We start from the raw sequence: 13168 nt of genomic DNA, 5'->3' as shown, positions 1-13168 counted from the left end.
GGTCGAGGCGTACCCGGCGCAACCCGGCGGCGAACGCGGACAGTGCCTTCTCCTCGGCGGCCGGGTCGGGGAGCGCCAGCAGCGCGCCCACGGCCTGGTCGTCGAGCGGGCTGGTCAGCGCGGTGAGCTTGGCGTCCCGGACGGCCTGGCTGACCGCCTCGGCGAGGTCGCGCAGCCGGGCCGGGCCGGCTTCCGGGCCTTCGGCGTCGGTGTCGCGGCGCCCGCCGCGCCGGGCGGGGGCGGGCTCGTCGTCGGGGGTGCCCGCGTCGCCGGCGGGCTCGTCGGCGCGGTGCCGGACCACGACGCCGACCAGGTGCCGGCGGTCCAGGACGACGCCGAGCGCCTTGGCGCGCAGCGCCACCTCGTCCACCGGGCGGGAGTGGTCGATCAGCGCGGTCAGCAGCGTGCGGTGGATCTGCCGTTCCAGGCCCTCGGCGTCGCGGCGGATCAGCCGGCCCAGGGCCAGCGTGGAGGCGGCCCGTTCGATCAGGATGGTGAGCCGGGTCGGCGGGGTGGACTCGGTCGCCGGCCAGCGCAGCAGCAGCCGTCCCCAGTCCTGGCCCCGCGCGCCGACGGTGGTGACGAGCCAGCCGCTGTCCGGGTCGTACGCGGTGCGCCCGGGCGGGCGGATCTGCCGCGAGTGCCGTTCCCAGCCGTCCAGCAGCAGTTCGGCGTTCTCCCCCGCCGGGTCGTACGCGAGCACCTGCCGGGACAGGTTCTCCAGCACCATCGGGCAGCCGGCCAGTTCGGCGGCCTGCCGCAGCACCTCAGCCGGTTCGGCGCCGTCGACCGACAGTTCGGTGAACCGCTGGTGGATCTCCTCGGTGGCGCGCAGCTCGGTGAGCTGGGCGTCCACGATCAGCGCGTGCACCGCCTCGGTGATCCGGACGAACGGGGTGCCCCGGCGCAGCTCGATCAGGGGCAGGCCGCGGCGTTCGGCGGCGGCGGCCATCACCCGGGGCACTCCGCTGACGTAGCGGCGGCCCAGCTCGACGGCCAGCCCGGAGACGCCGACGTCGGCCAGGGCGCCGATGAACTCGCGGAGCCCGGCGTCGTCGCCCGGCAGTCCGATCCCGGTGGTGAGGACCAGTTCCCCGCCGCCGAGCAGGGTGGCGATGTCCGGCACCTCGGCGATGTGCACCCACCGCACCGGCCGGTCCAGCCCGGCGGTCCCGGCGACCAGGCGCGGCGCGCCGTTGCGCACGGGCACCAGGTCCAGCACCTCACGCACGGTAGGGAACACGGGCGACACGCTACCCTGCGTCACCACCGTTGCCGAAAGCCACACCGCCCGCCAGCCCGCCGAGAAGGCGGGGACCGGCGGGCGGGCAGACGGGACGAGCCGTGGCGATCAGTCGACGCCGAACTCCATCGCGGCCCGGTCGAGCGCCTCGTCCTCGGCGGTGGGCACGCCCCGGGACGCGATGGCCTCCGCGCCGCCCTGCGGCATGGCGCCGATCAGCCCGGTCGAGGCAGCCTGGGCGGCGCCGACGATCCGCTGCGGGGTGCCGCCGCCGACCATGCCGACGGAGGCGTACTGCTCCAGCTTGGCCCGGGAGTCGGCGATGTCGAGGTTGCGCATGGTGAGCTGGCCGATCCGGTCGGCCGGGCCGAACGCCGAGTCCTGGGTGCGCTCCATCGACAGCTTGTCCGGGTGGTAGCTGAACGCCGGACCGGTGGTGTCCAGGATCGAGTAGTCCTCGCCCCGGCGCAGCCGCAGCGTCACCTCGCCGGTGACCGCCGTGCCGACCCAGCGCTGCAGCGACTCGCGCAGCATCAGCGCCTGCGGGTCCAGCCAGCGGCCCTCGTACATGAGGCGGCCGAGGCGGCGGCCCTCGTTGTGGTAGTTGGCGAGCGTGTCCTCGTTGTGGATGGCGTTGACGAGCCGCTCGTAGGCGGCGTGCAGCAGCGCCATGCCGGGGGCCTCGTAGATGCCCCGGCTCTTGGCCTCGATGATCCGGTTCTCGATCTGGTCGGACATGCCCAGGCCGTGCCGGCCGCCGATGGCGTTGGCCTCCAGCACCAGGTCGACGGCGCTGCCGAACTCCTTGCCGTTGATCGTCACCGGGCGGCCCTGGTCGAAGCCGATGGTGACGTCCTCGGTGGGGATCTCCACGGACGGGTCCCAGAACTTGACCCCCATGATCGGCTCGACCGTCTCGATGCCGGTGTCCAGGTGTTCGAGCGTCTTGGCCTCGTGGGTGGCGCCCCAGATGTTGGCGTCGGTGGAGTACGCCTTCTCGGTGCTGTCCCGGTAGGGCAGGCCGCGCTCCAGCAGCCACTCCGACATCTCGGTGCGGCCGCCCAGCTCGGTGACGAAGTCGGTGTCCAGCCACGGCTTGTAGATCCGCAGCTGCGGGTTCGCCAGCAGGCCGTACCGGTAGAACCGCTCGATGTCGTTGCCCTTGAACGTCGAGCCGTCGCCCCAGATCTGCACGTCGTCGGCGATCATCGCCCGGACCAGCAGCGTGCCGGTCACGGCGCGGCCCAGCGGCGTGGTGTTGAAGTAGGCCCGCCCGCCGGAGCGGATGTGGAAGGCACCGCAGGTCAGCGCCGCCAGCCCTTCCTCGACCAGCGCGGCGCGGCAGTCGACGAGCCGGGCGACCTCGGCGCCGTAGGTGTGGGCGCGGCCGGGCACCGAGGCGATGTCGGGCTCGTCGTACTGGCCGATGTCAGCGGTGTAGGCGCAGGGGACGGCGCCCTTGTCGCGCATCCACGCGACGGCTACCGAGGTGTCGAGGCCGCCGGAGAAGGCGATGCCGACACGTTCGCCGATGGGCAGGGAGGTGAGAACCTTGGACACAAGGAAGATTATGCACGGCGTCGCATGGTCATGCAAGCTGGTCGAGGGAGCCGGTCCTCAGAGCGCGTCCTCCCGCCCCAGCTCCCAGAACGCCACCGCCGCGGCGGCGGCCACGTTCAGCGAGTCCACGCCGCGCCGCATCGGGATCACCACCCGCACGTCGCTGGCCGCCTGCGCCGCCGCGGTCAGGCCCGGCCCCTCGGCCCCGAGCAGCAACGCCGCCCGCTCGCGCTGCGCCGGGGTCAGCCGCTGCATCGGTACGGCATCCGGCGCGGGTGTCATCGCGAGCACCGTGAAACCGGCCGCCCGGACCTGGTCCAGCCCGTCGGGCCAGCGGTCGAGCCTGGCGTACGGCACCGCGAACACCTCGCCCATGCTGACCCGTACGCTGCGCCGGTAGAGCGGGTCCGCGCAGGTGGGAGACAGCAGCACCGCGTCGACGCCGAGCGCGGCAGCGCCCCGGAAGATCGCACCCAGGTTCGTGTGGTTGTTGACGTCCTCCAGGATCACCACCCGCCGGGCGGCGGCCAGCACCTCGTCGGCCGGGCGCAGCGGCTTGCGGTGGAACGACGCGAGCACGCCGCGGTGCACGTGGAAGCCGGTGGCGCGCTGGAGCACGTCCGGCGTGGCCGCGTACACCGGCGCGTCACCGGTGTCCAGGTCGGCGAGCTGGTCGACCCGCTTGGCGTCGACCAGGTACGACCGGGCCGGGTAGCCGGCCCGCAGCGCCCGCCGCAGCACCAGCTCCCCCTCGGCGATGAACAGCCCGTGCGGGGGTTCCCAGCGGGTACGCAGCTCCACGTCGGTGAGCGCGCGGTAGTCGGCGATCCGGTCGTCGTCGGGGTCGGTGATCTCGTGGACGGGCACCAGGCGATTCTGCCCGGCCCGCCCGGCCGCTCCGGCGCGGGCCGGGTTTCCGTCGTCCCGGGCGGGGAACGGAGCCGGAAGGCCGACGGTGACGGAGGGACCAGGATGGGCGCGGATCACGACGGCAACCTCCCCCGCGACGCCACAGTCGCCGACTACCTGGTGGCCCGGCTCGCCGAGTGGGGCGTGCACCGCTACTACGGCTACCCGGGCGACGGGATCAACGGCATGACCTCGGCGCTGCAACGCGCCGAGGGCCGCGCCCGGTTCATCCAGGTCCGGCACGAGGAGACCGCCGGTTTCGCGGCCGGCGCGCACGTCAAGTACGGCGGCGGACCGCTCGGCTGCGTGGTGGTGACCAGCGGTCCGGGCGCGATCCACGCCCTCAACGGCCTCTACGACGCCAAGCTCGACCACCAGCCGGTGGTGGCGCTGCTCGGGCACACCGCGCTGCCCGCCGAGGGCGGCGGCTACTACCAGGAGGTGGACCTGCTCTCGCTCTACAAGGACGTGGCGTCGGCCTTCCTGGCCCAGCTCGACGACCCGTCGCAGGCCCGGCACCTGGTGGACCGCGCCTGCCGCACGGCACTGGCCCGGCGTACGGTGACCGCCCTGGTCCTGCCCTCCGACGTGCAGGACCTGCCGGCGGTGCCGCACCCGCCGCATGCCCACGGCTACTACCACACCAGCGCCGTGCCGAGCAGCACGCCGACCGTGCCGCCGGAGGCCGACGTGCGCCGCGCCGCCGAGGTGCTGCGCGGCGGTGAGCGGGTGGCGATGCTGGTCGGGCAGGGCGCGCTGGGCGCCGAGGACGAGGTACGCCGGATCGCCGACCGGCTCGGCGCCGGGGTCGCCACCGCGCTGCTCGGCTTCACCGCCGTCGACCACCGGCAGCCCTGGGTGACGGGCGCGATCGGCCTGCTCGGCAGCCGCCCGAGCTGGCAGCTCATGCGCGAGTGCGACCGGCTGCTGATCGTCGGCAGCCAGATGCCGTACTCGGAGTTCTACCCGCCGGAGGGCCAGGCGCGGGCGGTGCAGATCGACATCGACGGCACCCGGATGGGGTTGCGCTACCCGACCGAGGTGAACCTGACCGGCGACGCCGGGCCGACGCTGCGCGCCCTGCTCAAGGAGCTGGGCCCGGGGCCGGGCCCGACCGCCTGGCGGGCCACCCTCGCCGACGCCACCGGCAAGTGGCGGGCCTCGCAACGCGAGGTCGCCGCCCAGCCCGCCGACCCGGTCAACCCGCAGTCGCTGTTCGCCACGCTCGACGACGCGCTACCGGACGACGCCATGCTCGCCGTGGACTGCGGCACCGCCACCGCCTGGTACGCCCGGCACGTGCGGGTCCGCCCCGGCATGCTGGCCAGCCTCTCCGGCACGCTGCTCTCGATGGGCGGCGGGATGCCGTACGCGCTGGCGGCGAAGTTCGCCCACCCGGACCGCCCGGTGATCGCGCTGCTCGGCGACGGGGCGATGCAGATGAACGGCGTCAACGAGCTGATCACGGTGGCGAAGTACTGGCGGGAGTGGGCCGACCCCCGGTTCGTCGTGCTGGTGCTCAACAACCGGGACCTCGCGTTCGTCAGCTGGGAACAGCGGTCCGGTGAGGGCACGCCGATGTTCCCGGACAGCCAGGATCTGCCGGACGTGGCGTACCACAGGTGGGCGGAGGTGCTGGGCCTCGGCGGCGAGCTGGTCGACTCCCCCGCCCGGGTGGACGGCCTGTGGCAGCGGGTGCTCGACGCGGACCGGCCGGCAGTGGTCAACGCGGTGGTGGACCCGGCAGAGCTGATGCTGCCGCCGCACTTCACCGCCGAGCAGGCCCGCAAGACCGCCGCGGCGGTGCTGCGCGGGGACAGCGACCGGGCCGGCATCGTGCGGCGCGGCGTGCCGGCCGCGCTCGCCACGTACCGGCCCCGCCGCCGGGGCCGCTGAGGCGTCAGGCCCGCGCGTAGCGCAGCAGCACCGACCGCCCGTCGAAGGTGCGCGTCTCGACCAGCCGCAGGTGCTGGCGGGCCAGGTCGGGCAGCACCTGCCGCCCGCCGCCGAGCACCACCGGATGCACGATCACCTCGTAGGTGTCGACGAGCCCGAGCGCGGCCAGCGCCGTCGCCGCGCCGGTGCCGCCGGTGACCAGCAGGTCGCCGGGGAACCGCTCGCGAACCTCGGCGAACTCCTTCGCCAGGTCGCCGCCGCCGACCACCACGGCGCCGTGGGAGGCCTCGGCGAGCGTCCGCGAGACCACGATCTTCGGGGTACGCCGCCAGATCGGCGCGAACGCCAGGTCGTGCGGGTGGTCGGAGATCGACTCGACCTGCGGCCAGTAGGAGGACATCATCTCCCACACCCGCCGCCCGTAGACGAAGGCGGCGGCCCGCTCGGCCAACCCGATCGAGTACGCGGACAGCTCCTCCCCCATCTCCGGCCAGTCGAACTCGCCGCTCGGCCCCTCGATGAAGCCGTCGACCGACGTGTGCACCCCGTAGACGACAGTGCCCATGATGTGTTCCTCCGCGTCGCACGGCGCCCCCGGAACGGGCGCGCTCGCCGGTGGGTCGGAGCCGGCCGGGCGGATCCGACAACCCGGCGTCGTCGATTTCCGGCTAGCCTCCCGGCGTGGCCCGCCCCGTGATGATCGCACTGATCGGTGTCGACGGTTCCGGCAAGACGACCCAGGCCAGGGCACTCGCGGCGCGGCTGCGCGAGCGGGGTGTCCCGGCGCGGTACTTCGAGAACGCCGGTGGCCGGCCGCTGTGGAACCGGCTGGCCCGGGCGTTCGGCCGCGCCGACGGGGTGGCGCTGTTCGGCCGTACCCTCTATCCGGCGCTGGAGGCGACGGTGCGCGCGGCGGCGATGGCCCGGACCGTCGCGGTGGCCCGCCTGACCGGACGGGTGGCGGTGCTGGACCGGTGGACCTGGTGCCAGGACGTGATCATGGCGGCCAGGGGCGACCGGGGACGGCGCGTGGTGCGCGCCGCGTACGCGGTCTTCCCGCGGCCGGCGGTGGTGTGCTTCCTCGCCACCTCCCCCGAGGTGGCGCGGCTGCGGGTGGCCGCGCGGGGCATCGACACCGAGGAACCGGCGCACCTGCGGGCGCTGGACGCCGCCTACCGGGCGCTGCCCGACTTCGGCACGTTCACGGTGCTCGACGGCGACCGCGTCCCGGCGGAGGTGGCCGCCGCCCTGGACGCCGCGCTCGACGCCGCGCTGACGACCCGGGCGACCACCCCGCCTCCACCGGGCGCGTGAGGCGGGCCCGGCTCAGCCCCGCTCGCGCAGCCAGCGGAGCACGTCGGAGGGCAGCTCGCGGTCCTCGCGGTCCTCGCGCTGCTCGCGGCGGTCCGGCTCGGTCCGGCGGGGCGGCTGCGGGCGCTGCGGGTCGCCGACCAGCGCCCGGCTCGGCGCGGTGAAGCCGGCCACCGGCTTGCCGGTGAGCGCGGTCTTGATGGTCCGGGCCACCGCGTCGATCACCTTCGCCTGCACGGCGGAGCCGACCAGGTCGGTGGCGTCGTCCGGGTTGGCGGCGATGCCGGCCACCGCGACCTGCGGGGTGTACCCGACGAACGTCTCGGTGGCGTTGCGCTCCGAGCTGCCGGTCTTGCCGGCCACCGGGCGGCCGACGATCGAGTCGACGGCGGTGGCGGTGCCGCCGTTGCACTGCCCGAACGCGGACTGCTGGCCGACCGGGCACCGGGCCGCGTCGGTGGCGGCGCGGGCCACGTCCGGTTCGAGCACCCGCTTGCAGGACGGCTGCGCCACGTCGACGGGGTCGCCGTCGGGCGCGGTCACCGAGACCACCGGCAGCGGCGTGCAGTACGTGCCCTCGGCGGCCACCGTGGCGTACGCGTTCGCCAGGTCCAGCGGGGTGGTGGCGGCCACGCCGAGCGTGAACGCGCCCCAGTCGGCGGCGTTGTCGCGGGCGAACGCGGCGTCGGAGTCGGCGCGGAAGGTGATGCCGAGGCGCTGGGCCATCTCCACCACCTTGTCCTCGCCGACCTGCTCGGCCAGCCAGACGAAGTACGTGTTGACGGACCGGCCGAAGCCGTCCCACATCATCCGGTAGCCGTCCATCCACTGCGGGTTGGCGTTCGCCGGGCACCACGTGCCGTCGCAGTTGCCCTCGTCGTCCGAGGCGTACCGGGTGGGCAGCCGGCTCGGGGCGTCGAAGCCGGTGGACAGCGGCTTGCCGGCCTCCAGCGCGGCCAGCATGGTGAACATCTTGAACGTCGAGCCGGCCTGGTAGCCGTCGACGCTGGCGCCGCCGGAGATCAGCGGGTTGACCGTGTTCGGGTGGTTGGCCTGCCCGTCCGGGTTGGCGTCGAGGCTGTAGTGCCGGTTCACCGCCATCGCGAGGACCCGGCCGGTGCCGGGCTCGACCGCCGCGATCGGCAGCGCCCGCTTGTTGCCGTACCCGTAGACCTTGGTGGCCTGCTCCTGCGCGGTCTCCTGGATCTTCGGGTCAAGCGTGGTGACGACGCGGTAGCCGCCCCGGCGCAGCGCCTGCTCGCGCTCCTCGGGGGTGCTGCCGAAGGCCGGCTGGGTGACCCACCAGCGGCGCAGGTAGTCGCAGAAGAAGCCCCAGTCGTCGTGGCCCTGGGCGGTGGCGGTGCAGCCGTTGGGCTGGGCGGTCGGGCGCAGCTTCAGCGGCTCGGCCTTCGCGGCGGCGGCCTGCTGCGCGGTGATCGCGCCGGTCTCAGCCATCGCGTCGAGCACGTACCCGCGCCGGGTCAGCGCCTGGTCCTTGTCGCCGTCGATCGGGCTGTACGCGTCGGGCGACTGCACCAGGCCGGCGAGCAGCGACGCCTCGCCCAGCGTCAGGTCGGCCGGTGCCTTGCCGAAGTAGCGCTGGCTCGCGGCGGCGACGCCGTACGCGCCGGAGCCGAAGTACGCGATGTTGAGGTAGCGGTTGAGGATCTCGTCCTTGGACAGCGACTGCTCCAGCGCGTTGGCGTACCGGATCTCCTGGAGCTTGCGCCCGACTGTCTGCTCGGTGGCGGCCTGCCGCTCCTCCGGGGTGCGGTTCGGGTCGGTCTTGAGCACGTTGCGGACGTACTGCATGGTCAGCGTGGAGCCGCCCTGCTCGGTGCCGCCGCCCTTGACGTTCGCCACCAGCGCGCGGGCGATGCCGCGCAGGTCCGCGCCGCCGTGCGAGTAGAACCGCCGGTCCTCGGCCGCGATGATCGCCTGCCGCATCACCGGGGCGATCTCGTCCAGCGACACGTCGGTGCGGTTCACGTCGTAGAACGTGGTGATCAGCGTCTTGCCGTCGTTGGCGTAGAGGTAGGAACGCTGCGGCTGCACCGGGGTGCGCAGCGCGTCGGGCAGGTCCGCGTACGCGCCGAGCGCCGCCCGGGCGGCGAACCCGCCGAGCAGTCCGCCGGGAAGCGCGGCGACCGCGAGGACGAGCCCGGCGAGCAGGCCGGCCAGCAGCACGGTGAACAGCCGCGACAGCGGCGACCTGGGAGACGGCATGGACGCAAGGATTGCCACGAAAGCCGCCTACCGGCCACCTCGCCAGGCAACTGTCAGTTACTTCACGGCGACCGCCCAGCCGAGAAACGGTCAGCCCGCCCCGAGTGGGCCCTTCGGTGACGCGGGCGGCACCGGTGCGGCGGCGACGCTGGCCGCCGCGGCGTCCCGGGCGATCGTCTCGGGCACCAGGCGGCCGCTGCGGTAGCCGATGCCGATGCCGGCGACCAGCACGAAGATCGCACCGAACGTCTGGAGCGAGCCGATCAGCGCGCCGCCCAGCCCGAGCAGCGGGGCGGCGATCATCAGCATGGTCCCGTCGCCGTAGGAGAACATCCCGGACCGGGCGACCGACCAGCCGGTCAGGAACCAGCCCACGCTGTAGAGGGTGGCGCCGAACAGCACGATGCCGCGCGCGGTCACGCCGAACACCGGTGTCTGCTCGGCCAGCCCGGCGAACGGCAGCATCAGCACCATCCCGCCGATGCTCGCGAGCAGCCCGGCCAGCGCGACGCGGCGGCAGCGGGTGGCGGCGAGCAGGCCGGTGAGCGCGAGCAGGGCGAGCAGCCCCAGCCACACCGCTGCGACCCAGCCGACCAGGTAGAGCGCCCGGCCGTCGGCCGGGTACGGGTCGTTGCCCACGCCGCCGTCGCTGGCCATCGCCACCAGGCCGTAGAGGACCGCGTACGCCGGCAGCAGCCAGACCGCCGCGCGGGCGAACCGGCGGATCGACCAGGCCCAGGTCGCGTCGGTGGCCGGCGCCCCGGGGCCGGGTTCGGAGACGAACGGCAGGACCCCGAAACCCCCTCCGGTACGCCGGGAGCCGATCGGCCCGGCGGGGTCGTGCGCGCCGGGGACCGGGGTACGGGAGAACAGCCGGTTCGCCGGGTCCTTCATACGTCACCTCGTTCGCGCCGTGGCCCGGGACGCGCAACGGCGCTCCGGCCCTGCTCACCACCCGTCCTCAAGACCGATGGTGGCAGCCGCCGGAGCGCCGTATGAGGGATTCTCGGATTTGCCGGTCAGCCCCGCTCGCGCTGGTCCGCCGGGTCGTTCACCAGGCTCGCCGGCGACACCGGCTCCGGCGCGGGCAGACCCTTCGGGTTGTTGCCGCCGGTGGCCTGCGCCTCGGCCACGCGTACCTCGTCGTGGATCTCCTGGGCCGCGATGGCCGCGGCCTCGGCGGCCTCGGCGGCCTCCCGCTCGACCTCGCCGGCGCTCTTGGCGGCTTCCGGCGACGGCTGGTCGCCGACCATGTTGGCCAGACCGCCCAGCGCGCCACCCATGCCCTCCAGGGCCTTGGTCAGCTCGGTCGGCACGATCCAGACCTTGTTCGCAGTGCCGTTGGCGATCTGCGGCAGCGCCTGGAGGTACTGGTAGGCCAGCACCTTCTGGCTCGGGTTGGCGGTGTGGATCGCGTCGAAGACGGTACGGATCGCCTTGGCCTGACCCTCCGCCTGGAGGATCCGGGCCTGCCGGTCACCGTCGGCGCGCAGCACCGCGGCCTGCTTCTCACCCTCGGCGGTGAGGATCTGCGACTGCTTGTGCCCCTCGGCGTTGAGGATCGCGGCGCGGCGGTCCCGCTCGGCGCGCATCTGCTTCTCCATCGAGTCGCGGATGCTCGGCGGCGGCTCGATCGCCTTGATCTCGACCCGGGTCACCTTGATGCCCCAGCGGCCGGTGGTCTCGTCCAGCACGCCGGACAGGTGCCGGTTGATCTCCTCGCGGCTGGTCAGCGCGCGCTCCAGGTCGAGCGAGCCGATCACGTTACGCAGCGTGGTGACGGTGAGCTGCTCGATGGCCTGGAGGAAGTTGGAGATCTCGTAGGTGGCGCGAACCGAGTCGACCACCTTGAAGTAGAGAACCGTGTCGATCGAGACGACCAGGTTGTCGGAGGTGATCACCGGCTGGGGCGGGAAGCTGACCACCTGCTCGCGCATGTCGACCTTGGTACGCACCGCGTCGACGAACGGCACCAGCAGGTTGAGGCCCGGGTTCAGCGTGCGCTTGTACCGGCCGAGCCGCTCCACCACGTCCTGACGCTGCTGCGGCACGATCCGTACCGCCTTGAACAGCGTCACCACACCGATCAACGCCACCGCGATCATCAGGATCGCAAGAAACTCCATACCGTTCACCTTTTCGCTTCGGGCAGCTCGCCCGGGGTGGAAATGTCGTCCTGCCATACCAGGGCGGTAGCGCCCCGGACCTTGATCACCTGCACCCGCTCACCCTCGGCGTACGTGCGCGTCGCGTCGTACGAGCGGGCCGTCCACAGCTCACCATCGATCTTGACCATGCCCCGGTCGGCGTCGACCGGCTCCAGGACCACAGCGGTGGCCCCCTCCAGCGCCTCGACCCCGAACGGCTGCTCCCCGGTCTCCAGCGCCGGCCGGGCGTGCCGCCGGACCACCGGACGGACCACCGCCACCGACAGCGCCGACACCACCGCGAAGATCACCGCCTGGAGCGCCACCGGCGCACCGAGCGCCGCGGCGCCGGCAGCGGCGAACGCCCCGACCCCGAACATGATCAGGAAGAGCGTCGTCGTGAAGATCTCGGCGACCGCTAATGCCACACCCAGAACGATCCAGAAGACGGCGTCCACGAGAACAATCCTGACACGTCAACGCACGTGTCATCGAACTGTCATGATCGCTAGGCTCGGCACGGCGTACCGCACCCCCGGCCGACGAGGAGGACGACATGTCCCTGCTGCCCGAGACCGCGCGTCAGGTGGACCTGCTGGTCGCCCGGGCCCAGGCCGAAGGACGAGGCCCCTCGCTCGCGCTCGGCGTGGTCCGCGACGGCCGGCTGGCGCACCTGGCGGTCGCCGGTGAGACGCCCCGCCCGGACGGCGACCTGCAGTACCGGGTCGGCTCGATCACCAAGACCATGACCGCGGTGCTGGTGATGCAGCAGCGCGACGCCGGCCGGCTCGCGCTGGACGACCCGCTCGACGCGCACCTGCCCGGCACCCCGGTCGGCTCGGTCACCGTGCGCCGGCTGCTCGGCCACGTCAGCGGCCTGCAACGCGAGCCGGACGGCGAGTGGTGGGAGCGCGCCGGGGGCACGGACCTGGACACCCTGCTGGCCGGACTGACGCCGGACAAGATCGCCCACCCGCCGCACTTCGTCTACCACTACTCGAACCTGGCGTACGGGCTGCTCGGCGGCGTGCTGGAACGGATCACCGGCACGCCGTGGGCGCAGTTGCTGACCGAGCGGCTGCTGGCGCCGCTGGGCATGCGCCGCACCACGTACCACCCCACCGAGCCGTACGCCACCGGCTACGTCGTCCACCCCTGGCACGAGACGCTGCGGGAGGAGCCGCGTACCGACACCGGCGCGATGGCCCCGGCCGGGCAGCTCTGGTCGACGGTCGAGGACCTGGGCCGCTGGGCCGCGTTCCTGGCCGACCCGGACCCGGCGGTGCTCTCCCCCGCGACACTCACCGAGATGTGCGCCCCCATGGTGATCAACGACCTGGACTCGTGGAGCGGCGGGCACGGCCTCGGCGTGGAGCTCTACCGGGTCGGCGACCGGGTGTACGTCGGGCACGGCGGCTCCATGCCCGGGTACGTCGCCGGCCTGGCCGTGCACCGGCCCACCCGCACCGCGGTGGTCAACTTCGCCAACTCGTACGGGCTGCGCGGCCACCACATCGGCGCGCTCGGCCGGGAGGCACTCACGCTGGTGCTGGACGCCGAACCGGCCGCGCCCGCCCCGTGGCGCCCGGCCGACCCGCCCGCCGCCGACGTGGCCGCGCTGACCGGCCGCTGGTGGTGGATGGGCGGCGAGTACGAGTTCCGCGTCGACGCCGTCGGCGACCTGGTCGGCGGTCAGGTGGGCAGGCCGCTGCTCCGGTTCACCCACGAGGGACCGGACCGGTGGCGGGGCCGCTCCGGCTCCCAGGACGGCGAGATCCTCACCGTCATCCGAGACGCTTCCGGCACCCCCGTAGCCCTGGACATAGCCACCTTCGTCCTGACCCGCACCCCCGACGAACTCCCCTGACGCCACCCG

11 protein-coding genes are annotated in these 13168 nt (G+C 73.6%); 3 read left to right on the top strand and 8 right to left on the bottom strand.

The features are described from left to right. The 3 genes from EAD96_RS18515 to EAD96_RS18505 form a co-directional block, all read right to left on the bottom strand. Positions 1 to 1252: PucR family transcriptional regulator ligand-binding domain-containing protein (locus EAD96_RS18515; protein WP_121685182.1), on the bottom strand; the 1252-nt coding region annotated here is incomplete at its 3' end. Between the two features lie 99 nt (positions 1253 to 1351). Next, positions 1352 to 2803, bottom strand: a complete 1452-nt coding sequence (gene argG, locus EAD96_RS18510) for an argininosuccinate synthase (RefSeq protein WP_120569000.1) — start codon at positions 2801 to 2803, stop codon at positions 1352 to 1354. A 57-nt stretch (positions 2804 to 2860) separates the two neighbouring features. Next, positions 2861 to 3673: a TrmH family RNA methyltransferase gene (locus EAD96_RS18505; RefSeq protein WP_368666032.1), complete on the bottom strand. Its 813-nt coding sequence runs from the start codon at positions 3671 to 3673 to the stop codon at positions 2861 to 2863. Between the two features lie 102 nt (positions 3674 to 3775). On the opposite strand from EAD96_RS18505, the gene EAD96_RS18500 reads away from it, so the two are divergent. Further along, entirely contained in the window at positions 3776 to 5608 is a 1833-nt protein-coding gene (locus EAD96_RS18500; protein ID WP_121685180.1) for a thiamine pyrophosphate-requiring protein, read from the top strand. Positions 5609 to 5612: 4 nt separating this feature from the next. Here the strand turns inward: EAD96_RS18500 and EAD96_RS18495 are convergent, their stop codons facing one another. Further along, the gene (locus tag EAD96_RS18495; RefSeq protein ID WP_121685179.1) at positions 5613 to 6173 is read right to left on the bottom strand and encodes a dihydrofolate reductase family protein; all 561 of its coding nucleotides are present in this window, start codon (positions 6171 to 6173) and stop codon (positions 5613 to 5615) included. A 116-nt stretch (positions 6174 to 6289) separates the two neighbouring features. On the opposite strand from EAD96_RS18495, the gene EAD96_RS18490 reads away from it, so the two are divergent. Then, positions 6290 to 6922 carry a thymidylate kinase gene (locus EAD96_RS18490; RefSeq protein ID WP_121685178.1) on the top strand — a complete coding sequence of 211 codons (633 nt, stop codon included), beginning with the start codon at positions 6290 to 6292 and terminating at the stop codon, positions 6920 to 6922. Between the two features lie 12 nt (positions 6923 to 6934). On the opposite strand, the gene EAD96_RS18485 is transcribed toward EAD96_RS18490, so the two are convergent. The 4 genes from EAD96_RS18485 to EAD96_RS18470 form a co-directional block, all read right to left on the bottom strand. Further along, entirely contained in the window at positions 6935 to 9145 is a 2211-nt protein-coding gene (locus EAD96_RS18485; RefSeq protein WP_233585955.1) for a transglycosylase domain-containing protein, read from the bottom strand. A gap of 90 nt (positions 9146 to 9235) precedes the next feature. After that, complete coding sequence (locus EAD96_RS18480; RefSeq protein WP_121685176.1) at positions 9236 to 10039, bottom strand: hypothetical protein; 804 nt, start codon at positions 10037 to 10039, stop codon at positions 9236 to 9238. Between the two features lie 125 nt (positions 10040 to 10164). Beyond that, the gene (locus EAD96_RS18475) at positions 10165 to 11271 is read right to left on the bottom strand and encodes an SPFH domain-containing protein (RefSeq protein ID WP_121685175.1); all 1107 of its coding nucleotides are present in this window, start codon (positions 11269 to 11271) and stop codon (positions 10165 to 10167) included. 5 nt (positions 11272 to 11276) lie between these two features. Continuing rightward, complete coding sequence (locus EAD96_RS18470; RefSeq protein ID WP_121685174.1) at positions 11277 to 11750, bottom strand: NfeD family protein; 474 nt, start codon at positions 11748 to 11750, stop codon at positions 11277 to 11279. 98 nt (positions 11751 to 11848) lie between these two features. On the opposite strand from EAD96_RS18470, the gene EAD96_RS18465 reads away from it, so the two are divergent. Beyond that, the gene (locus EAD96_RS18465) at positions 11849 to 13159 is read left to right on the top strand and encodes a serine hydrolase (protein WP_121685173.1); all 1311 of its coding nucleotides are present in this window, start codon (positions 11849 to 11851) and stop codon (positions 13157 to 13159) included. Positions 13160 to 13168: the final 9 nt, after the last annotated feature.

Source organism: Micromonospora sp. BL1, from assembly GCF_003667485.1.
GTDB classification, from domain to species: Bacteria; Actinomycetota; Actinomycetes; order Mycobacteriales; family Micromonosporaceae; genus Micromonospora; species Micromonospora tulbaghiae.
Note: the sequence above shows the minus strand (reverse complement) of the source record. Positions and strands in the feature narration are given on the sequence as shown.